At 72.9% G+C, this 21674-nt stretch carries 19 protein-coding genes and 1 tRNA gene; 7 read left to right on the top strand and 13 right to left on the bottom strand.

Features of this window, described 5'->3' with window-relative positions; genetic code table 11:
• A partial coding sequence (locus ACFWBF_RS13630) for a hypothetical protein (protein WP_385599978.1) occupies positions 1–216 on the bottom strand: 216 nt, incomplete at its 3' end.
• A gap of 176 nt (positions 217–392) precedes the next feature.
• On the opposite strand from ACFWBF_RS13630, the gene ACFWBF_RS13635 reads away from it, so the two are divergent.
• Entirely contained in the window at positions 393–698 is a 306-nt protein-coding gene (locus ACFWBF_RS13635; RefSeq protein ID WP_385599981.1) for a 4a-hydroxytetrahydrobiopterin dehydratase, read from the top strand.
• A 17-nt stretch (positions 699–715) separates the two neighbouring features.
• Complete coding sequence (locus ACFWBF_RS13640) at positions 716–1456, top strand: class I SAM-dependent methyltransferase (protein WP_385600198.1); 741 nt, start codon at positions 716–718, stop codon at positions 1454–1456.
• Between the two features lie 35 nt (positions 1457–1491).
• Here the strand turns inward: ACFWBF_RS13640 and ACFWBF_RS13645 are convergent, their stop codons facing one another.
• From ACFWBF_RS13645 to ACFWBF_RS13675, 7 genes are all read right to left on the bottom strand, one after another.
• Positions 1492–1929 carry an RICIN domain-containing protein gene (locus ACFWBF_RS13645; protein WP_385599984.1) on the bottom strand — a complete coding sequence of 146 codons (438 nt, stop codon included), beginning with the start codon at positions 1927–1929 and terminating at the stop codon, positions 1492–1494.
• A 9-nt stretch (positions 1930–1938) separates the two neighbouring features.
• Positions 1939–2787, bottom strand: coding sequence for an aldo/keto reductase (locus tag ACFWBF_RS13650; RefSeq protein WP_385599987.1), 849 nt, complete (start codon positions 2785–2787; stop codon positions 1939–1941).
• Positions 2788–2914: 127 nt separating this feature from the next.
• Positions 2915–3685 (bottom strand): ABC transporter ATP-binding protein, encoded by a 771-nt coding sequence (locus ACFWBF_RS13655; protein ID WP_385599990.1) that lies wholly within the window; start codon positions 3683–3685, stop codon positions 2915–2917.
• The gene (locus tag ACFWBF_RS13660) at positions 3682–6372 is read right to left on the bottom strand and encodes an ATP-binding cassette domain-containing protein (RefSeq protein ID WP_385599992.1); all 2691 of its coding nucleotides are present in this window, start codon (positions 6370–6372) and stop codon (positions 3682–3684) included. Before ACFWBF_RS13660 ends, ACFWBF_RS13655 begins: the two co-directional genes overlap by 4 nt.
• Before the next feature lie 10 nt (positions 6373–6382).
• The gene (locus tag ACFWBF_RS13665; RefSeq protein WP_385599995.1) at positions 6383–7636 is read right to left on the bottom strand and encodes an ABC transporter substrate-binding protein; all 1254 of its coding nucleotides are present in this window, start codon (positions 7634–7636) and stop codon (positions 6383–6385) included.
• Positions 7637–7751: 115 nt separating this feature from the next.
• Entirely contained in the window at positions 7752–9575 is a 1824-nt protein-coding gene (locus ACFWBF_RS13670) for an AMP-dependent synthetase/ligase (protein ID WP_385599997.1), read from the bottom strand.
• A gap of 145 nt (positions 9576–9720) precedes the next feature.
• The gene (locus ACFWBF_RS13675) at positions 9721–10575 is read right to left on the bottom strand and encodes a LysR substrate-binding domain-containing protein (RefSeq protein ID WP_385600000.1); all 855 of its coding nucleotides are present in this window, start codon (positions 10573–10575) and stop codon (positions 9721–9723) included.
• 158 nt (positions 10576–10733) lie between these two features.
• Between ACFWBF_RS13675 and ACFWBF_RS13680 the strand changes: the two genes are divergently transcribed.
• Together ACFWBF_RS13680 and ACFWBF_RS13685 are read left to right on the top strand one after the other, a co-directional pair.
• Positions 10734–11786: a bile acid:sodium symporter family protein gene (locus tag ACFWBF_RS13680; RefSeq protein ID WP_385600200.1), complete on the top strand. Its 1053-nt coding sequence runs from the start codon at positions 10734–10736 to the stop codon at positions 11784–11786.
• Positions 11787–11795: 9 nt separating this feature from the next.
• Entirely contained in the window at positions 11796–12242 is a 447-nt protein-coding gene (locus ACFWBF_RS13685; protein WP_385600003.1) for a (2Fe-2S) ferredoxin domain-containing protein, read from the top strand.
• Here the strand turns inward: ACFWBF_RS13685 and fdhD are convergent.
• Entirely contained in the window at positions 12239–13081 is an 843-nt protein-coding gene (gene fdhD, locus ACFWBF_RS13690) for a formate dehydrogenase accessory sulfurtransferase FdhD (RefSeq protein ID WP_385600006.1), read from the bottom strand. The genes ACFWBF_RS13685 and fdhD overlap by 4 nt on opposite strands.
• Before the next feature lie 216 nt (positions 13082–13297).
• On the opposite strand from fdhD, the gene ACFWBF_RS13695 reads away from it, so the two are divergent.
• Positions 13298–14239 carry a beta-ketoacyl-ACP synthase III gene (locus tag ACFWBF_RS13695; RefSeq protein ID WP_385600009.1) on the top strand — a complete coding sequence of 314 codons (942 nt, stop codon included), beginning with the start codon at positions 13298–13300 and terminating at the stop codon, positions 14237–14239.
• Between the two features lie 7 nt (positions 14240–14246).
• Here the strand turns inward: ACFWBF_RS13695 and ACFWBF_RS13700 are convergent, their stop codons facing one another.
• Positions 14247–15581 (bottom strand): radical SAM protein, encoded by a 1335-nt coding sequence (locus ACFWBF_RS13700; protein WP_385232450.1) that lies wholly within the window; start codon positions 15579–15581, stop codon positions 14247–14249.
• Between the two features lie 104 nt (positions 15582–15685).
• Positions 15686–16270, bottom strand: coding sequence for a helix-turn-helix domain-containing protein (locus ACFWBF_RS13705; RefSeq protein ID WP_385600011.1), 585 nt, complete (start codon positions 16268–16270; stop codon positions 15686–15688).
• A 155-nt stretch (positions 16271–16425) separates the two neighbouring features.
• Here ACFWBF_RS13705 and ACFWBF_RS13710 point away from each other — a divergent pair, with 155 nt between their 5' ends.
• Together ACFWBF_RS13710 and ACFWBF_RS13715 are read left to right on the top strand one after the other, a co-directional pair.
• Complete coding sequence (locus ACFWBF_RS13710; protein ID WP_385600014.1) at positions 16426–17805, top strand: MFS transporter; 1380 nt, start codon at positions 16426–16428, stop codon at positions 17803–17805.
• A 155-nt stretch (positions 17806–17960) separates the two neighbouring features.
• Positions 17961–18048 (top strand) — tRNA-Leu (locus ACFWBF_RS13715).
• Positions 18049–18082: 34 nt separating this feature from the next.
• Here ACFWBF_RS13715 and ACFWBF_RS13720 read toward each other — a convergent pair.
• Complete coding sequence (locus ACFWBF_RS13720; RefSeq protein WP_385600017.1) at positions 18083–19999, bottom strand: helix-turn-helix domain-containing protein; 1917 nt, start codon at positions 19997–19999, stop codon at positions 18083–18085.
• A gap of 66 nt (positions 20000–20065) precedes the next feature.
• Positions 20066–21475: an MFS transporter gene (locus ACFWBF_RS13725; protein WP_385600203.1), complete on the bottom strand. Its 1410-nt coding sequence runs from the start codon at positions 21473–21475 to the stop codon at positions 20066–20068.
• Between the last annotated feature and the right edge of the window lie 199 nt (positions 21476–21674).

Here is a 21674-nt window from a genome sequence, read left to right on the forward strand (position 1 = left end):
GGAGAAGAGCAGGCGCAGCGAGTTGGAGAGCGTCGTCACCGTGCCGACGGAGGACCGGGCCCCCGGGGCGGACCGCCGCTGCTCCAGCGAGACGGCGGGGGGCAGCCCGGTGATCTCCCCGACGGCGGCCGCGCCCGCGATGAAGGTACGCCTGGAGTTACCGGTGCCTGTGCCTGTGCTGGTGCCCGACCCCGGGTCGGTTTCCGTGCCCGCCATGGCGATGCCCCCTGGTTACCGCTGGTAACAGTCGTGTCAGGCGCAGGAGCATAGGGGTGGCGCGGTCGGCAGGGAAGTTGCGCAGGAGTACCCGGGCGCACTATGGCGCGAAAGGCTCCCTCCGGCGTGCACTGTGGCAATCTTGACCCCACGTCACGGGGAAGAGGAGCCGGTGCATGCCGAGTGAGCCGCTGTCACAGAAGGAGATCGAGGACCGGTTGCGGGAACTCCCCGGCTGGGCCTTCGAGGACGACCACATCCTGCGCACCTACCGGCTGGGCACGCACTTCGCGGCGAGCGCGCTGGTCAGCCATATCGCCGCCGTGCAGGAGGAGTTGAACCACCACTCCGACCTCACCCTCGGCTACAACACGGTCCGTCTGTCGGTCAACAGCCACGACGCTGGCGGCGCGGTGACCGAGAAGGACTTCGAACTGGCCCAGCGCGTCGAAGGCCTCGCCCCGGCCCACGGCGCCGCCTGATGGCGAGACTCCGTACCCTGCTCGACTACGACGCCGAGGCCGAGGCCTACGACGCCACGCGCGGCGGCGCCCCGCGCGCCGAGGCCGCGGCGGCCGCGGTCCTCGACCTGCTCCCCGCCGCCACCCGCAGCCTGCTCGACCTCGGCTGCGGCACCGGCATTGTCACCACCCGGCTGGCGTCGGGCCGCCCGGGGCTGCGGGTCCTGGGCGCGGACGCCTCGTACGGGATGGCCGCGATGGCCTCGGCCCGCGGGATCCCGGTGGTGCTCGCCTCCGGCACCCGGCTGCCGGTGCGGACGGGGTCGGTGGACGCCGTGAGCGCGGTGTGGCTGCTGCACCTGCTGCGGGAGCCCGGCGTGGTGCGGGCCGTCATCGCCGAGGCCGGGCGGGCACTGCGGCCCGGCGGGGTCTTCGTCACCACCGTGGACAAGGACTCCGCGCATGACGTCGGCAGCGACATCGACGCGGTGCTCGATCCGCACCTGACGCCCACCCCGGCCGACTCCACCGAGGCCGTGACCGGCTACGCGGCCGCCGCGGGCCTGCGTCCCGCCGGCGAGGCCGGCTTCCGCGGCCACGGCCAGGGCCGCTCCCCGCGCGCCGCCGCGGCCGCGCTGCTGGCCGGGCAGTACGCCTCCCGGGTCATGCCCCGCGGGATCACCCCGCGGGAGCTGGCGGACCGGCTGGAGCTGCTGCCCGACCAGGAAGTCCCGCGCGCGGAGCCGACGTACCGGCTGCGGAGCTTCGTACGCGACTGACCGCTCCGCACGGGGCCCGGGACCGGACCGGCCGGTCAGACGGCCGGGGGGTCCGCGACCGGCTCCAGGCGCCACCACTGCGCCGGGGAGTCGGTGTCCTCGCACTGGCGGGCCTGGCCCTGTGCGTCCGCCTCCAGTGGCAGGCCGCTGATCGCGGCGATCAGCGAGACCACCCCGGGATCGTCGAGGTGTTCCTCGACGATCCACTCCTGCGCGCCGAAGGCGTTCGCCCGCCACACCTGGACGCGGGCGCCGCTCTCGGTCGAGGCGTTCGCGACGTCGAGCCGCTTGCCGTTGTGGACGCTGACCAGGTGGAAGAGGCCGCCGCCGCTGTGCACCGGCGAGATCTCCCACTGCCGGGCGGCAGGGGGCGCGCCGTCGGGGCCGACGCACACCCGGTTGCCGCCCTCCACCTGGAGCAGTAGGCCGTCAGCGACATTACGGACCCGGAAGACGCCGTCAGGAGCCTGCACGGCGGCCGCTCAGGCGTCGAAGACGGTGGGATCGGGCCCGATCCGGCGGCCCGCGGAGCCGGCGCCCAGGGCGTCCAGCGCGGCGATGTCGGCGGCGTCCAGCTCGAAGCCGAAGACGTCCAGGTTCTCCCGGATCCGGGACGGGGTCGCGGACTTCGGGATCACGACGTTGCCGTGCTGGAGGTGCCAGCGCAGCACCACCTGTGCGGCGGAGCGGCCGTGCTTGGCGGCGATGTCGGCGACGGCGGGGAGCGTCAGCAGCTCCTTGCCCTGGCCGAGCGGCGACCAGGCCTCGGTGGCGATGCCCAGGCGCGCGTGCGCCTCGCGCAGCTCGGTCTGCGGGAAGAGCGGGTGCAGCTCGATCTGGTTCACGGCCGGGACCAGGGAGCTCTCGGCGCCGAGCCGCTCCAGGTCGGCCGGGCGGAAGTTCGACACGCCGACGGCCTTCGCGCGGCCGCTCGCCGCGATCTCCTCGAAGGTCTTCCAGATGGCGAGGAAGTCCTCGCGCATCGGGCGCGGCCAGTGGATCAGGTACAGGTCGACGTGGTCCAGGCCCAGCTTCGCGAGCGAGGTGTCGAACTCGCGCAGCACGTTGTCGCGGCCCCAGGTCTCGGACGGGCCGTTCCACAGCTTGGTGGTGACGAACAGCTCCTCGCGCGGCACCCCGGCACCCGCGATGGCCTTGCCGGTGCCCTCCTCGTTGCGGTAGACGGCCGCCGTGTCGATGCTGCGGTAGCCCGCCTCCAGCGCGGTCGTGACGGCCCGCTCGGCCTCGGCGTCAGGGATCTGCCAGACGCCGTAGCCGAGCTGGGGCATGAGCGTGCCGTTGTTGAGCTTGATGGTCGGGACCTGGTTCACGTCTGGCTCGTTCCTCGGTTCTGGGCGGGCTGGCGCCGGTCGTCTGTGGATCTCCCCACGACCGGCGACAACCGGACGTCCGGACGGGGTATTCCCGCCAGGCGGACGGCCCCCCAAGGGGCGGGGTTCAGGCCCCGAGATAGGCCTCCCGTACGAGGGGATCGGCCCGCACCTCGGCGGCCGTGCCCTCGGCCAGCACCGTACCGAGGTCCAGTACGACCACGCGCGTGCACAGGTCCATCACGAAGGCGACGTTGTGCTCGACCAGCAGCACCGCGCAGCCCTCCTCCGCGGCCAGCCGCCGAACCACCGTCGCGAGCCGCTCCCGCTCGGGGGCCGACATGCCGGAGGCGGGCTCGTCCAGCAGCAGCACGCGCGGCGGATCGGCCACGGCGCGGGCCAGCTCCACCATCCGGGCCTGGCCGACGGGCAGCCCGCCGGCGTACGCCGCGCCGAGCGGGCCGATGCCGCACGACTCCAGTACCCGTTCACCGCGCTCGCGGCGTTCGTGCTCGCGGCGGCGCCGGGCCGGGGAGGAGAGCAGATCGGCCGCGAGACCGCCCCCGCCGCCGCGCCACTCCTGCGCGACGAGCACGTTGTCGGCCACGCTCAGCTGCCCGAAGAGCTGCTGGCGCTGGAAGGTCCGGCGCATCCCGTGCCGGGCCCGCCACACGGGGGAGCGGCGGGTGATGTCGGCCCCGTCGAGCAGCATCCGCCCCCGGTCCGGCCGCCGGATCCCGGACAGGACGTCGAACAGCGTGGTCTTCCCGGCCCCGTTCGGCCCGATCAGCCCGCACACCTCGCCGGCCCGGATCCCGAGGTCGACCCCCGACAGCGCTGTGACGCCGCCGAACCGGACACTGATCCCGCTGCCCTGCAGCACGTACGGCGTCGTCATGTGGCGATCCCCAGGTAGGCCTCGGTGAGCCGGTCCTCCTCCACCTCGGCGCGCGGGCCGCACCAGGAGACCCGGCCCTGCGCGAGGTAGGCGACGGTGTCGGCGATCCCGAGGATCTCGGCGGCCTTCTCCTCCACCAGCAGCAGCGCGGTCCCGGCGTCGCGGAGTTCGGTGAGCAGCGCGTACACCTCTTCCACCACGCGGGGTGCGAGGCCGAGCGAGGGCTCGTCGGCGATCAGCACCTCGGGTGGCCGCTGCAACAGCGGGGCCAGGGACAGCAGTTGCTGCTCTCCGCCGGACAAGGCGCCGGCGGCAACGCCGCGGCGCTCGCGCAGCCGGGGGAACCGGGCGTAGACGGCGTCCCGTTCGGCGGTGTCCTTCAGGTACAGGGCCAGATTCTCCTCGATGCTGAGCGCGGGGAAGATCCCGCGGCCCTCAGGGGCCAGCAGCACCCCGCTGCGGGCCCGGCGCACGGCCCCGTCGGCGGTCATGTCCCTCCCGCCTACGCGGACGGCCCCGCCGGTGACGGGCAGCAGCCCGGCGGCGACCCGGCAGGCGGTGCTCTTGCCGGCTCCGTTGGGCCCGAGCACGGCGAGGATCTCCCCTCTGCGGACGATGAGATCCACCCCGTGCAGCACGAGCCCCCCGTCGTACCCGGCGGTGACGCTGCGCAGCTCGAGCGCGGGTACGACGGGGGCGGGCGATTTCAGCGCTGGCCGGGGCGGATCCGGCCTCGCCGGCGTTGGAGGCGCGGGGTCCGGGGTGGAGCCCCGGGAAGCGGCGGCGCGCCGCTTGGCCAACCGCACCGGAACGGCCGCGCAGTAGCCGTCGGGGTCATTGGCCAGGGCCAGGCCCGCCAGGCCGAACAGGATCACCGGCAGGTGCGCCGACGAGGTCACGTAGTCGGACAGGACGCGCGGGGCGAGCGCGAACACCAACCCGGCCACGGCCGCGTACTGCGGCCTGCGCACACCCGCCGCCACGACCACCGCCAGCCACACCAGCCCCGTCATCGCCGTGAAGTCCGTCGCCGTGATGCGGGTGTTGTACGACGCGTACATCACGCCCCCGAACCCGGCCAGCCCCGCCGACAGCGTGAACAGCAGCAGCTTCGTACGCAGCACCGACACCCCGCTGGCCATCGCCGCGGCCGGAGCCGACCGCACGGCCAGCATCGCCCGCCCGGTCGGCGAGTTCCGCAGCGCGCTCAGCCCCGCGGCCACCACGGCGACCAGTACCACCAGCGCCACCCCGAGGGCCCGGTCGTCGGACAGGTCCACCGGCCCGAACACCGGCCGCGGGACCGACCAGCCGGAGTCGCCGTTGCGCAGCCACCGCATCTGGAAGAGCACCTGGTCGGCCAGGAACGCCAGCGCGAGGGTGGCCAGTGCCAGCGAGCGCCCGCCGAGCCGCAGCGCGGGCAGCGCGACGAGCGCCCCGAGCACGGCCGCCACGCACGTGCCCACCGCGGCCGCCGCCACGAACGGCCAGCCCCGGCTCATCAGCAGCCCCGCCACCAGCGCGGCCCCGGTGACGAACGTGCCCTGGGCCAGCGACACCATCGCCCCGAGCCCGGTCACCACCGTGAAGGACATGAACACCAGGGCCAGCGCGAGCCCTTGCGCGAGGAGCCCGCTCCAGAACGGGGTGGTCACCGTGTAGAACGACGTGCCCAAGAGCACCGCCGCGCCGGCCCACACCCCCCACCGCCGCGCCCAGGTCGCCCCGGCGAGGTGGTCCACCGAGGGCGCGTCCGCGGCGGCCGTCCCGGCGGTCCGCGCCCGCCGGGTCAGCACCAGCAGCCCCGCGAACAGGATCAGGAACGGCACCGCCGTGCGGAAGCCCGTGATGCCGTCGGCGAAGTGCGCGTACCCGACGGCCAGGTTCTGCAGCACTCCGAGCCCGAGCCCGCCCGCGAAGGCGAGCGGCACGGACGCGAACCGCCCGATGACCGCCGCCGTGGCCGACACGAACAGGAACAGCGTGAAGTCGTGCGCCGACAGTCCCAGCAGCGGCGTCGCGAGCACCCCCGCCAGACCCGCCAGCCCCGACGCGATCATCCACGCCACCGACGACAGCCGGTCGGCGCTGATCCCGCGCAGTTCGGTGAGCGGGCGGTTGTCGACGGCGGCCCGCAGCAGCAGCCCGAGCCGGGTGTGCCGCATCAGCACCCACAGGGCCACCGCCACCGCGGCCGTCACCACCCAGGTGATCAGCTGGTCGGAGTCGATGCCGACACCGTCCAGGGGCTGCCAGGCCTTCGCCGGGCTCGGGCCCACGCCCGGCAGGCCGAACTGGTTCTCGGCCGGTTTCATGGGAGCGCCCGCGTCCGTGAGCAGCTCGACCGCCCACAGCCCGGCCGCGGGCAGCGCCACCAACAGTCCGATGGTGGCCACGATCTGTGCCGTCTCGCCGACGCGGGCGAGGCGCCGAAACATCAGCCGGTCCAGGGCCCATCCGAGCCCGGGGGCCAGTACGCACACCACCAGCAGCGCCGCCGGGACGGCCGGCCACCCCAGCCCGGAGTGCAGTTCGTAGAAGGTGAGCGCACCCAGGTAGGCGGTGGCCCCGTGCGCGAAGTTGAACAGCCCGGACGCGGAGTACGACAGCACCAGCCCGGAGGCGAGCAGTGCGTACAGGGCGCCGGACACCAGACCGCTCAGTACGACGGCGAGCAGATCTCCCATGCCCGCACCCCTACTTGAAGGGGATCGGCTCGTGGCACTGGAACGGTACGGAGACCTCGTACGCCCCGTTCTTCAGCTGGACGAGCGCCCCGCAGCCGAAGCTGTCCTTCTGCCCCTTGGGCTCGGCCCGGTCGCCCACGAGCGTGCCGGTGTCGGAGAAGCCCTGCGCGGCGGCCTGGAAGGACTCGACGGTCAGGTTCTTCCCGGCCTTCCGCGCGATGGACACGAAGAGGTCCGCCGACATGTATCCGGTCAACATGTGCATGTTGAGGGGCACTTCCTGACCGCCCGCGGCGGCCTTGATGTCGGCTTTGAACTGCGCCATTTTCGGGTCGGTCGACTCGAACGGCTGGAACTGCAGCAGGACGCGCACCCCGTCCAGGGCCTGCTTGGTGGCGTCCTTGGCGAGCAGCCCGGGGTCGTAGTCGGTCGGGTCGGAGAGCAGCCCCTGGTAGCCGCTGCGCTTGAGCGCGGTGAACAGTCCGATGTTGTTGGGGGTCTGCATGACCGAGACGACGGCGTCCGGTGCCTTGCCGTCGTTGCTGTCGAGGATCTCCTTCACGTACGCCGACCAGTCGCTCGGCACGGCGGTGCCGGGGACGGCGGCCTTGGCGTACGAGACCTTGAACCCGGCGCTGGTGAAGCCCTGTTGGAAGGTGCGCACGCCGAACTTTCCGGCGTCGCTGTCGTTGGCGATGATCGCCACCGACTTGCCCCGGGCCCCGCCGAGGAGTTGGCCGATGCCCTCCGGCCAGGTCTGGTTGATGGTGCCGCCGGGGGTGGGGACGAGGCAGCCGTTGAAGCCGTAGATGTACTTGGGCCCGCAGAAGGAGGGCAGCGTGCCCCAGCCGAAGGTGGGCACCTTCTCCTGTTCCAGGAAGTCGGCGCCGGAGAAGGTGACCGAGCTCATGGGGGAGACCGCGAAGACCTTGTCCTGCTGGACCAGCTTGCGGGCGGCGGCGAGGTTCTTGGCGGGGTCCTGCCCGTCGTCCTCGGCTCCGATGTAGTCGATCTTCCGTCCGTTGACGCCGCCCTCGGCGTTGGCTCTCAGGTACCGGGCCTTGGCTCCGAGGTCGGTGTCCTTCTTGCTGTAGCCGCTGGCGCTGGTCATCGACACGATCCCGCCGACCTTGACGGAATCGGCGCTCACCCCGCGGGAGTCGCCGTCCTTCGAGGGGGAGCTGCTCCCGGAGGCGGAGTTACAGGCGGAGACGAGCGCGAGGGCCGCTGCCGCGGCGGCCAGGGTGCGGATCGGTCGCAACATGTGTGGGATCCCCTCCGGTCGGAATCCCCGCATTCTGTGCGTGACCTGACGCCCCGTCAATACGACTGACAGGGTGAAGTGACGGTCCGTCAGATTGTGATCTGCGGTCGGCGGATCAGGGCGCGTACAGGGCCGCCACCTCCTTCGCGTACGTCTTCTCGATGGCCCGTCGCTTCAGCTTCAACGACGGCGTCAGCAGGCCGCGTTCCTCGGTGAACTGCTCGGCCAGCACCCGGAAGGTGCGAATCGCCTCGGCCTGGGAGACCAGCGTGTTCGCGGCCACCACCGCCCGGCGGATCTCCGTCGCGAGATCGGCGTCGTGCACCAGGTCCGAGGCCGGCAGCTGCGGGCGGCCCCGCATCGCCATCCAGTGCGCTATCCCCTCCATGTCCAGGGTGATCAGGGCCGCGATGAACGGCCGGTCGTTGCCCACGAGCACGCACTGGGACACCAGGGGATGCGACCGCACCCGCTCCTCCAAGGCGGTCGGCGAGACGCTCTTGCCGTTGGAGGTCACCAGGATCTCCTTCTTGCGCCCGGTGATGGTGAGGTAGCCGTCCTCGTCCAGCCGCCCCAGGTCCCCCGTCGCCAGCCAGCCGCCGCGCAGCACCTCCTCCGTGGAGCGGGGGTCGTTGAGGTACCCCGAGAACACGTGCCCGCCGTGCAGCCACACCTCCCCGTCGTCGGCGATGTGCACCGTACTGCCGGGGATCGGCCGTCCGACGGTTCCGTACTTCGTGGCCCCGGGCGGGTTCGCGGTGGCCGCCGCGCACGACTCGGTCAGTCCGTAGCCCTCGAACACCGTGATCCCCGCGCCGTCGAAGAACAGCCCCAGCCGGCGCGACATCGCGGACCCGCCGGACATCGCGTGCCGCACCCGGCCGCCCATCGCGTCGCGGACCTTCCCGTACACCAGCTTCTCGAACAGCTGGTGCTCCATGCGGAGTTTGGCCGAGGGGCCGGGCCCGAGGCCGAACGCCTTCTGCTCGCGCGCCTCCGCGTACCGTACGGCCGTCTCCACCGCCCGGTCGAAGGGGCCGGTCCGCCCCTCCGCCTCGGCCTTGCGGCGGGCAGCCGCGAACACCTTCTCGAAGACGTACGGGACCCCCAGCACGAAGGTCGGCCGGAACGCCGCCAGGTCCGGCAGCAACTCCGCCGCCGACAGGACGGGCTGGTGCCCCAGCTTCACCCGCGCCCGGACGGCGGCCACCTCCACCATGCGCCCGAAGACGTGGGCCAGGGGCAGGAAGAGCAGGGTGGAAGGCTGCTCGCCCGGCCCCGCCTGGAAGACGGACTCCCAGCGGGCCACCATCGTGTCGGCCTCGTACATGAAATTGCCGTGCGTCAGCACACAGCCCTTGGGCCGGCCGGTGGTGCCCGAGGTGTAGATGACGGTGGCGATGGCGTCGGGGGTGACGGCCCCGCGATGGCGGTGCACCACGTCCTCGGACACCCCGCGCCCGTCCTCGACGAGCCCGTCCACCGCGCCCGAGTCGAGCTGCCAGAGCCTGCGCAGGTTCGGCAGCCGCTCGATCACCGACCCGACGGTCATGGCCTGGTCCTCGTTCTCGACCACGCAGGCCGTGCACCCGGAGTCGTACAGGATCCAGTGCACCTGCTCGGCGGAGGAGGTGGGGTAGACCGGGACCGGCTGGGCGCCGATCGCCCAGAGGGCGAAGTCGAAGAGGGTCCACTCGTAGCGGGTACGGGACATCACGGCGACCCGGTCGCCGAAGCCGATGCCGTGGGCCAGCAGCCCCTTGGCGAGGGCCAGCACCTCGGCGGCCAGCTCACCGGAAGTCACGTCCTGCCACACCCCGTCGGCCTTTTGGCCGAGTACCACCCGGCCGGGGTCCTCCAAGGCGTGCAGGAAGACGACGTCGGCCAGACCGCCCACGGGCGCGCCCGTGACGACCGGTGGGACGGTGATCTCGCGCAAGGCCCCGCTCCTCTCCGCGCAGCGCGGTGACGCTACCCCACCGACCCGGCCCGCCGGGGGCGTTGCGGAAACCTCCACAAGATCCCCCCGCGCAGCGTCCGGGCCGTGACCTGCGAGGGAGTGCGTGGCGGGCGGGTCCTTCGGGTCATGCGGGCCTGCTGAGACGGTCGCCGCCCGCGAGGATCGCCGCCGCCAGCGCCTCCGAGGCCGCCGTCGGGCGGCGCTCCCCTTGCAGCAGCGCGAACTCCACCGTCCCGAGGTCCGGAAGCCCGGCCACCCGCACCAGGCCCGGCGGGATCAGGCCCCGGGTGTGGGCCATCACCCCCAGGCCCGCGCGGGCCGCCGCGATCAGGCCGCTCAGGCTGCCGCTGGTGCACGCGATCCGCCACGGGCGCCCGTCGGCCTGCAGGACGTCCAGCGCGCGGGCCCGGGTGATCCCGGGCGGCGGGAAGACGATCAGCGGAACCGGCCGGTCGGGGTCCACCCGCAGCCCCTCCGCACCGATCCACACCATGCGGTCGCGCCACACCAGCCGGCCGCGCTCGTCGCCCCGCCCGCGGCGCTTGGCCAGCACCAGGTCGAGGCGGCCGGCGTCGAGCCGCTCGTGCAGCGTTCCCGACAGCTCCACCGACAGTTCGAGCTCCACCTCGGGGTGTTCGTGGCGGAAGCGCTCCAGGATCTCCGGCAGCCGGGTCAGCACGAAGTCCTCCGAGGCCCCGAAGCGCAGCCGCCCCCTGATCCGCTTCCCGGTGAAGAAGGCCGCCGCCCGCTCGTGCGCCTCCAGGATCGAGCGGGCGAAGCCCAGCAGGGCTTCACCGTCCTCGGTCAGCTCCACGCTGTGGGTGTCGCGGGCGAACAGTGTCCGGCCCGTCGCCTCCTCCAGTCGCCGGACGTGCTGGCTGACCGTGGACTGGCGTACGCCGAGGCGCCCGGCGGCCTGCGTGAAACTCAGGGTCTGGGCCACGGTGAGGAAGGTGCGCAGCTGTGCGGGGTCGTACACACCGCCCATCGTAGGTGCGGTCATCGTGTTCCGTGATGACAGTCAGTGCGGTGTGCGGGTTTCCCGATCACCGTCCACCACCGACCATCGAAGGAGCCCGCCCGTCCGCCCCCCGCGGGCCCCGCCCCCGCCCGACACCGCAAGTGAGCACCCCGCCCATGCGCCGCCCGCACCTCCCCGCCCGGCTCCCAGCGGACCCGTTCATCCTGGGCCTGCTCGCCACCGTCGCCGTCGCCGCCCTGGTTCCGGCCCGCGGCGCGGCCGCCTCCGTCGCCGAAGCCGCCTCCACCGCGGCCGTGGCCCTGCTGTTCTTCCTCTACGGCGCCCGGCTCTCCACCCGCGAGGCCCTCGACGGGCTGCGCCACTGGCGGCTGCACGTCACCGTCCTCGCCTGCACCTTCGTCCTCTTCCCCCTCCTCGGCCTGGCCGCCCGCGGCCTCGTGCCCACCCTGCTGTCGCCCCCGCTCTACAGCGGCCTGCTCTTCCTCTGCCTGGTCCCCTCGACCGTCCAGTCCTCCATCGCCTTCACGTCCATCGCCCGCGGCAACGTCCCCGCCGCGATCTGCGCGGGCTCCTTCTCCAGCCTCGCCGGCATCTTCCTCACCCCCCTCCTCGCGGCCGGCCTGCTCGGCAACAGCGCGGGGGGCTTCTCCCCGGGCTCCCTCCTCAAGATCGTCCTCCAACTGCTGGCGCCCTTCCTCCTCGGCCAGCTGCTGCGCCCGTGGGTCGGCGCCCTCCTGGTCCGCAACAAGAAGACGCTCGGCCGCGTGGACCGCGGCTCGATCCTGCTCGTCGTCTACACCGCCTTCAGTGCGGGCATGGTCGCGGAGATCTGGCACCAGGTCAGCGTCCCGCGCCTCGGCGTCCTGCTGGCGGTGGAGGCCGTCGTCCTGGCCGTCATGCTGGCGGCCACCTGGTACGGGGCGAAGCGCCTCGGGTTCGGCCGCGAGGACCGCATCGCCATCCAGTTCGCGGGGTCGAAGAAGAGCCTGGCCGCCGGACTGCCCATGGCCAGCGTGCTGTTCGGCGCCCATGCGGGCCTCGCCGTGCTGCCCCTGATGCTGTTCCACCAGATGCAGCTGATGGTGTGCGCCGTCCTGGCCCGCCGGCGCGCGCAGGACCCCGTGGCCGAGCCCGGCGCCGAACTACCCGCCGCCCGTGTGGCGGAGGTCTCGCCGACCGGGCAACACCCCAGCTCGCAGGCCCGGTAACGTGCGGCGGTGACCTGGATACGCCCGCTCGGCGCCCACGCCGAACGCCCCTGCACCCTGGTGGTCTGCCGCGGCTGCTGCTGCGGCGACCCCCGCAAGAACCCCGGCACCGACCACGCCGGCCAACTGGCCCGGCTGAGCGAGGCCGCCGCGGCCTCCGGCGGACGTCTGGCCGTCCGTACGACCGACTGCCTCGGGCCGTGCGCGCAGGCCAACGTCATCGTGGTGCAGCCCACCACCGAGGCCCGCCGCCGGGGCGCCCGCGCGGTGTGGTTCGGCTGGGCCCTGGACGACACGGCGACCGACGAGATCATCGCCTGGGCCGAGTCCGGCGGCCCCGGTGCCACCCCGCTCCCGCCGACCCTGGACCTGCACCGGATCGACCCCCCGGTCCCGAAGCCGGCCGCGGCCCGGTCCGCGGCCCGGTCCACGTCCCGGCGCGGGCGCCGCGGTTAGGCCGTCCCTCCCGGCAGGGCGATCCGCTGCTCGCCCGCGTAGATGTTCATGTCCTGCCCCCGCAGGAAGCCGACCAGTGTGAGCCCCGTCTCCAGCGCCAGGTCCACCGCCAGCGAGGACGGCGCGGAGACCGCCGCCAGGATCGGTATGCCCGCCATCACCGCCTTCTGGGCGAGCTCGAAGGAAGCCCGGCTCGAAACCAGCAGGACCGCCCCCGTCAGCGGGAGCCGCCCGGCCTGCAGGGCCCGGCCGACGATCTTGTCCACCGCGTTGTGCCGGCCCACGTCCTCCCGTACGTCGAGCAGCTCGCCCGCCGCCGAGAACAGCGCGGCCGCGTGCAGCCCGCCCGTACGGTCGAAGACCTTCTGCGCCGCCCGCAGCCGGTCCGGCAACTCCCCGAGGAGCTCCGCGGACACCCGTACCGGGTCGGCGGCGATCCCCGGGAAACGGCTCGCCGTACGTACCGCGTCCAGGCTGGCCTTCCCGCACAGCCCGCAGGAGGAGGTGGTGTAGACGTTGCGCTCCAGCGTGATGTCCGGCACCGGAACCCCGGCTCCGAGCTGCACGTTGACGACGTTGTAGGTGTTCGTGCCGTCCTCCGCCGCCCCCTCGCAGTAGGTCACGGCCCGTACGTCCGCCGCGGAGCCCACCACGCCCTCGCTCACCAGGAAACCCACCGCCAGGGCGAAGTCGTCGCCCGGGGTGCGCATCGTGATGGCCAGCGGCTTGCCGTTCAGCCGTATCTCCAGCGGCTCCTCCGCGACCAGCGTGTCCGGCCGGGCCCCGGCTACGCCGCCGCGGATCCGGACGACGCGACGGCGTTCGGTGACCCGTCCCATGTGATCAGTCCACCCGTTCTGTACTCGCCGCGCACTTCTTCGTGCATCTGACGAGCCCATTCTCCCGGATCGGCTCCCGCCGACGCCCCCGGCAGGAAGATCCTCGGAATTCTCCAAATTCCGGGGCCCGAATCCTGTCGGGTCACGCGCCCCCGTACCCATCGGTAGCAGGCGAAGCTGGGAGATCCTGACTGTCGACGAGGGGGGACCCCGCCCATGACCGGTTCACGCGTGGTGGCGCTAGGGCACTACCAGCCCGCGAAAGTGCTCACCAACGAGGACCTCGCGGCCATGGTCGACACGAACGACGAGTGGATCCGTTCCCGCGTCGGCATCAAGACCCGCCACGTGGCCGGCCCCGACGAACCGGTGGACGAGCTGGCCTACCAGGCCGCGGGCAAGGCCCTGGCGAGCGCCGGCCTGACCCCGGACGACATCGACCTCGTCCTCGTCGCCACCTCCACCGCGATCGACCGCTCGCCCAACATGGCCGCCCGCGTCGCCGCCAAGCTCGGCATGGGCAGCGGCCCCGCCGTCATGGACCTCAACGTCGTGTGCTCGGGGTTCACGCACGCCCTGGCCACCGCCGACCACGCGATCCGAGCCGGCTCCGCCACCCGCGCCCTGGTCATCGGCGCCGACAAGATGACCGAGATCACCGACTACACCGACCGCACCACCTGCGTACTCACCGGCGACGGCGCCGGCGCGGCCGTGGTCGAGGCCTGCGACGAGCCCGGCATCGGACCCGTGCTGTGGGGTTCGGTGCCGGAGATGGGCCACGCCGTCCGGATCGAGGGCTCGCCCCCCGTCTTCGCACAGGAGGGCCAGTCCGTCTACCGCTGGACCACGAGCCAGCTGCCCCCGCTCGCCCGCAAGGTGTGCGAGAAGGCGGGGGTCGCCCCGGAGGAGCTGGCCGCCGTGGTCCTCCACCAGGCCAACCTGCGGATCATCGAGCCGCTCGCCGCCAAGATCGGCGCCGTCAACGCCGTCGTCGCCCGCGACGTCGTCGACTCCGGCAACACCTCGGCCGCCAGCATCCCCATGGCCCTGTCCAAGCTGGTCGAGCGCGGCGAGATCCCCTCCGGGGCCCCGGTCCTGCTCTTCGGCTTCGGCGGCAACCTCTCCTACGCGGGTCAGGTCATCCGCTGCCCGTAGGGGCCCGTCAGATGCCCGGGCCCTCGAGTCCCTCGAGGCTGTCCATGAACGAGCTGACGGAGAACACCGCCCGGCCCGGCCCGGCCGGGCCGTACCCGGGAGGCGAGCTCAGACCGAACTCCTCCAGCGTCGCCCGGTAGGTCTCCAGCAAGCGGATGTGGTACTCGAGCGGCGCGCCCTGCGGCGTGGCCTTGCCGAGCGGCGTCGTCGGCTCCGGGCACCAGGTGGTGAAGCGGGGCACGACCCCGCGGGACATGAAGAACCGCAGGCCCTCGGCGGTCGAGTCGATCGCCTCGCTCACCTTGGTGAAGCCGGCGGGGCCGGCCATCTCGATGCCCGCCACGAAGTTGGGGATCACATTGCTCGGGCCGAAGACCTCGGTGGACTCCAGGATCCTGCGGTGCCATTCGTCGCGGCCGACGTAGCGTTCCTTGCCCGGGCAGTGCAGCTCGAACAGCCGGCGGTCCCACACCTCGAAGTTGGGGTGGTAGATCCGGATGCCGTGGTCGTGGAAGCGCTGCACGGCGTCGCGGGGCAGCGCCTGGGCGACGACCTTGCCGATCCAGCGGCCGGGGAAGCGCTCCTCGATGGCCTTCGCGTAATGGCCGTAGAAGTCGGCCTCGTCACGGCCCGCGACCTGCGAGGTGATCGAGCCGCCGGTGAGGGTGTAGGCGCGGGAGGTACCGGCGGTGTCGTACCGGTCGATGATCTCCAGGGCCTCCAGCACCTCCTCGACCGGCTTCACGCCGGTGTACGGCCGGCCCGCCGCCTTGTGCTGGCGCCAGTTGTGGTTGATGTCGCAGAACTGGCACTCCTCCTTCGCGCCGAAGTACTGGCACACCCGGAAGACCGTCAGGTAGATGAGGTAACCCCACTGGATGGTCGGCGCGACCTCCATCACCGACTTGCCGTTCGACAGCTTGTGCCGGTAGTACTCCGGCATCGGCGGCAGGCCGACGTCCGCGATCCGCGCGCCGTCCAGGTACAGGCCGAGCGTGCCGTCCTCGCCGCCGCGCACGACGTACGGGGAGTCCGGGTTGACCCGTACGGACACCACGGTGCGGCGCAGGTCGTACGGGCCGCCGGTGAGCACGATCTCCTCGGGCGGCCGGTTGAGCGCGGCGGCACCGAGCTCCGGCAGGGTGCGGTGGTCGAAGGAGAAGATGAAGTACGACTTCGGCTTGACGTCGCCGGAACCGCCGTCGGCGGTGCCGCTGAGCGCGGACTCGTCAAAGGCCATGCCACCGCGCAGGAGGTCTTCCTTGAGCACCGCTTCCCGGGGCACGTGCGGGAAGCGCTCCATCAGTCCCTCGACCAGCGCGGTACGGCTCAGGCTCTCCATGTACTGCTCCATCCCTGACTCCTTGAGGGTCGCTTCGAAGCCTAACCTCCTGGTTCCCGCACCCCGCGCCCGAGGTCCACAGCCGGGTCCGGCTGCCCGCACCGTCATGCGTGCGGCTTCGCGCGGACGTGCATGCGCTCGCCCTGCCGCCCGAAGAGGCTGAGGATCTCGACGGGCCGGCCGTCCGCGCTGCCGAACCAGTGGGGCAGGCGCGTGTCCCATTCGGCGGCCTCGCCGGAGCCGAGGACCAGGTCGTGCCCGGCGAGGACGAGCCGTAGCCGGCCCTCCAGCACGTACAGCCACTCGTAGCCCTCGTGCGTCCGCAGCTCCGGCTCCGTACCCCGGTCGGGGATGATCATCTTGTACGCCTGGAGGGGCCCTGGCCCCCGGGTCAGGGCGACGGCCGTACCGCCGCTCTGCATGGCGCGGGGCGCCATGCGTACCCGCGGATCCCCCACCTCGGGCGCGCCGACCAGGTCGTCCAGGGCCACGTGGTACGCGCCTGCGAGCGGCAGCAGCAGCTCCAGACTGGGGCGGCGCTGCCCGGACTCCAGCCGGGACAGCGTGCTCTTGGAGATGCCGGTCGCCTCCGAGAGCGCGGCCAGGGTCAGGCCGCGCTTGGCGCGCAGCGCCTTGAGCCGGGGGGCGACCTCGTCGAGGACCTCTTGGTACGGCGCTGGTTCGTCCATGCGGGCATTCCACAGCGCCGTCCCGGAATCGGCAACAACATTTGCCGCTCCCGGCATGCGGGTGGACTCTCCTCGCCATGAAGCCAATCAGTGCGGGACGAGCCGGGGCCGCGGCCCCGGCGACAAGTACGGAACGAACGTCTTCGGTCAGGTGGGTGCTCGCCGGCCTCTCGCTGTCCATGCTGCTGTCCTCGCTCGGCACCAGCATCGCCAATGTCGCCCTGCCGACCCTGGCGCAGGCGTTCAGCGCCTCCTTCCAGCAGGTCCAGTGGATCGTCCTCGCCTACCTCCTGGCCATCACCACGGTGATCGTCAGCGTCGGACGGCTCGGCGACCTCCTCGGCCGCCGGCGGCTGCTGCTCGCCGGGATCCTCCTGTTCACGGCGGCCTCGGTCCTGTGCGGCCTCGCGCCCTCGCTGTGGCTGCTGATCGCCGCCCGCGCGGCGCAGGGCCTGGGAGCGGCCGTCATGATGGCCCTGACCATGGCCTTCATCGGGGAGACGGTGCCCAAGGAAAGGACCGGCAGCGCCATGGGGCTGCTCGGAACGATGTCCGCGGTCGGCACCGCTCTCGGTCCCTCGCTGGGCGGCGCCCTGACATCCGGCCTCGGCTGGCGGGCGATCTTCCTCGTCAACGCACCGCTGGGCCTCGCGACCTTCCTCCTCGCCCACCGCCACCTGCCCGCCGACCGGCGCGACCCCGGGGCCGGCGGGGCCGGTTTCGACCGCGCGGGCACGCTGCTGCTCGCGCTGACGCTCGCCGCATACGCACTCGCCATGACCTTGGGACGCGGCAGCTTCGGTCCGCTCAACGCCGCTCTGCTGTCGGCGGCCGTCTTCGGGGTCGTCCTCTTCGTACGCGCCGAGGCGAGGGCGGCGTCCCCCCTGATCCGCCTGGCGACGTTCCGCGATCCGGTGCTGAGCGCGAGCCTCGCCACGAGCGCGCTCGTCTCGACGGTGATGATGGCCACGCTGGTGGTCGGGCCGTTCTACCTCTCTCGCACCCTCGGGCTCGAAGAGGCCCTGGTCGGACTGGTCCTGTCGGCCGGCCCGCTGGTCGCCGCGCTGACCGGGGTGCCGGCCGGCCGCGTCGTGGACCGCTTCGGCGCACCGCGCACGACCCTCGCCGGTCTCCTCGCGATCGCGGCCGGCGCCTTCGCCCTGTCGATGACGCCGCAGTCGCTGGGCGTCCCCGGCTACCTCGGTCCCATCGTGGTGGTCACCGCCGGGTACGCGGTGTTCCAGACGGCCAACAACACCGCCGTCCTGGCGGATGTCGGCCCGGACCGTCGGGGCGTCGTCTCCGGCATGCTCAACCTGTCGCGCAACCTCGGGCTCATCACCGGTGCGTCCGTCATGGGCGCCGTGTTCGCGCTCGCCTCGGCGACGACGGACGTCACGACCGCGGGACCCGGGGCCGTGGCCACCGGCATGCGGATCACGTTCGCGGTCGCCGCGGTCCTGATCGTCCTCGCGCTGACCCTCGCGACGGGGAGCCGCGCCCTCGCGCGCAAGCGGGCGGGCCTGTCCCGCTGAGCGCGAGACGTCGCGCCTCGCCGTGTCCGGCGAGGCATGCCCGCAGGTCAGCGCGGCGCGTCGCGCGGGGCCCGGGCGAAATATCTGGTCCAACCCGCCTCGAACCTTTGCTATTGTTGTCCATGTCGCCGCGGGAAACCGGGGCCGACCACCTGGTCCGGGTGGCGGAATGGCAGACGCGCTAGCTTGAGGTGCTAGTGCCCTTTATCGGGCGTGGGGGTTCAAGTCCCCCCTCGGACACCAGCAGGAACCCCACTTCGGTGGGGTTCTTTTGCGTTCACGGGCGGGACGTCAGGCGGTGGACCCGCAGGGCGAGCTGGATCTCCAGGGCGCGCGGCGGGGTGTTCCAGGTGTCGCCGAGGAGCCGGCCGATGCGGTCCAGGCGCTGGACCACCGTGTTGACGTGGACGTGCAGGGTGTCCTTGGCCTTGTGCAGGGCGGCTCCGTGGTCGAAGTACGCCTCCAGGGTGCGGACCAGTTCGGTGCCGCGCTTGCGGTCGTACTCGATGACCGGGCCGAGCACGTGCTCGACGTACCCCGGCATGTCGGTCCGGTCCCCGAGGAGGACGCCGAGGAAGCCCAGCCCGGGGAGGTCGGCGCCGTCGCCGGTGCGGCCCAGGGAGTGCAGGGCCTCCACGCAGCGCACAGCTTCGGCGTACACGGCCGGGAGGCCGGCGGGGCCGGTGGCCGGCCCGGCGGAGCCCACGGTGACCGGGCTGCCCAGGGCCTGGCCCAGATCTGCGGCGAGGGACTCGGCGAGGACACCGGGCCGGCCGGGGACCGGGGCCAGCACGACGGCCCGGCCCTCGTGGAGTCCGGCCAGTCCGTCCAGCGCGCGGGCATGACGGGCCGCTTCCGCCGCGAGCCGGGGCCGTAGCGCGGTGTCGCAGTGCAGGACCAGGACGGCGTGCGGGCGGGTGAGGTCGACGCCGAGCTTGCGGGCCCGCAGGACCCGCAGCGCCTGGCTGCCCGTGTCGCGCGGGCGGCCGTCGGGCTCGGCGGTGAGCAGGTCGCCGAGGAGCTCGCCGCGGACCCGGTCCTCGGCCTGTGCCAGGGACCTGCGCAGCAGCAGGAGCAGCGCGGTGACCAGGCTGGCACGTTCGAACAGGCGCCGGTCCGAGTCGGGCAGGTCCGCCCGTCCGGTGAGGCTGATGCTGCCCAGCAGTTCGGGGCCCGCGAGCACCGCGCACACCCAGATGCCGTCCGTGGCGACGGCCCGGCCCCCGGAGCGGGAGGCCGCGGCGCCCCGTACCGGCGGCGGGATCGGATCGGAGGCGACCCGGGCCAGTTCGCTGCCGTCGGCGTCGTGCACCACGAGACCACCGCCCAGCAGGGCGGCGACCTCGTACGCGAGATCGGCGACGTCGCCGCCGCGCAGGACCAACTCGGTGAGGCGGTCGTGGGTTTCGGCGGCCAGGCGCATGGCTTCGCCGTGGGCGCGGACCGTCTCGGTGGCCGCGCCCAGCTCGACCAGGGCGGTACGGGTCTCCTCCAGCAGGCGGGCGCTGTCGATGGCGACCGCGGCGTGGTCGGCGAGCGAGGCGAGCAGGGCGACGGCGTCGGGTGCGAAGTCCCGCAGGCGCCGGTCCGCGGCGTACAGGACGCCGATGACCCGGTCGCCGACCCGCAGCGGGACACCGAGGATGCCGCGCAGCCCCTCCTCGCGCACGCCACTGTCGATGGCCGGGGTGTGCTTGAAGCGGGAGTCGGTGCGGTAGTCGGCGCTGGCGTAGGGGCGGGCGCTCTGCGCGACCAGGCCGCCGAGCCCTTCCCCCATGCCCAGGCGCAGTTGCTGGAAGGCGGCGGAGACGCAGCCGTCGGTGACGCGCATGAACGTGTCGCCCGCGGCCGGGTCGTTGAGGGTGAGGTAGGCGACGTCCGTGCCCAGCAGCATGCGGGCGCGGTGGACGATGGCGCGCAGTACCGCGTCGAGGTCGCGCAGGGCGGCGAGGTCGCCGGCCGTGTCGAAGAGGGCGGTGAGTTCGGCCTCGCGGCGCCGGTGCTGGTCCAGGGTGCGGCGGATGTCCAGCGCCACCCGGGTCGCCTCCTCCACGAGGGCCTGCTCGCCGGCGCCGGCGCCGGCGCCGCGGGCGGCCGCGGCGGGCCCGGCGAAGTGTTCGAGGGGCGCCCCACGGTCCAGCAGGTCCAGCAACTCCCGCAGCGCGGTGGCCGCCGTCTCGTGCGCGGGGTTCATGGAGCGGCCCTCCGGTACGGGTGGTGGTGCGGCGGCAGGGGCGGGGTCAGGCGAGGTCGGGCCGGGTCAGGCGGGGTCCGCGGTGGTGGTCGGGGCGGCTCGCGGGACGACCGGGCGGGCGCCGGCCGGGGTGGCGTACACCGTACTCGCCAGGTCGCGGCCGCGGGTCTCGGCGGCGAAGGCGACGGTGAGGGTGGTCACCACCGCGGCCGCGGACACGTAGAGCGAGACGGGGAACGAGGAGCCGTAGTCCTTGAGGAGCTCGACGGCGATGATGGGCGCCAGCGCCCCCGCGATGATCGAGGCCAGCTGGGAGCCCATCGAGGCGCCGGAGTAGCGGACTTCGGTGTCGAACATCTCGGAGATGAAGGCGGCCTGCGGCCCGTACATCGCGCCGTGCAGCAGCAGACCGGTGGTGACGGCCGCGGTGATCACCGGGAACGACTCGGTGTCGACGAGGGCGAAGAAGCCGAACGCCCACACGGCCATCCCGGCCGAGCCGATCAGCGTGACCGGGCGGCGGCCGATCCGGTCCGAGAGCGCACCCCAGGCGGGGATGGTGACGAAGTGGACGGCGGAGCCGATGAGGACCGCGTTGAGCGCGGTGGTCCTGGGCAGGCCGAGGTGGACGGTGACGTACACGAGGAGGAAGGAGGTGAGGACGTAGTACGAGATGTTCTCGCCGAAGCGGGTGCCGATGGCGCTCAGCACCCGGCGCCAGTCCTTGCGGAACACCTGCACGACGGGGGCGGCGCTCGGGTGCGACCCTGACCGCGACTGTGCCTGCGCCTGCGCCTGCGCCCTGGCCTGCGCGGCGAGGAAGACGGGGGACTCCGAGACGGACAGCCGGATCCACAGGCCGACGGCCACCAGCACCCCGGAGAGCAGGAAGGGGATGCGCCAGCCCCAGGCGAGGAACGCGGCGTCCGTCTGCACGGCGGCGAGCAGCGCGAGGACGCCGGTCGCCAGCAGATTGCCGCCCGGGGCGCCGGACTGCGGCCACGAGGCCCAGAAGCCGCGGTGCTCGTCGCCCCCGTGCTCCGAGACGATCAGGACGGCGCCGCCCCACTCGCCGCCGAGTGCGAAGCCCTGGACCAGGCGCAGCGCGGTGAGCAGGATCGGGGCGCCGATGCCGATGCTCGCGTGTGTGGGCAGCAGGCCCATCGCGAAGGTCGCCCCGCCCATCAGGACCAGGCTGAGCACCAGCAGCTTCTTGCGGCCGAGCTTGTCCCCGAAGTGGCCGAACACCACGCCGCCCAGCGGCCGGGCCAGGAAGCCGATGGCGTAGGTGAGGAACGCGATGAGCGTGCCCGTCAGCGGGTCGGAGGTGGGGAAGAACAGCTTGTTGAAGACCAGGGCGGCAGCGGTGCCGTAGAGGAAGAAGTCGTACCACTCGATGGTGGTCCCGATGAGGCTCGCGGCGACGATCCGTCTGATGCCTGACGGAGCCTTCGAGGCGGTTGCGGGGGAGACCATGTGCACCACTTCCAGGGTGTCTGCGGGGACGTCGGGTGTGGCCACAACGTAGAAGTCCCCGGGGCAGCCGGATATGTGGCTGGTCATCATATTCAGGCCCGGCCAAGTGTGTCCAGGCACCACATCACCCGAACCGGCCTGCTCCGAGCTCACCGGGAGGGGGTCGGCAAGCCCTGCCGGAACTCGCGGAACTGCAGGC

This window comes from Streptomyces sp. NPDC060028 (assembly GCF_042736725.1).
GTDB lineage: Bacteria > Actinomycetota > Actinomycetes > Streptomycetales > Streptomycetaceae > Streptomyces.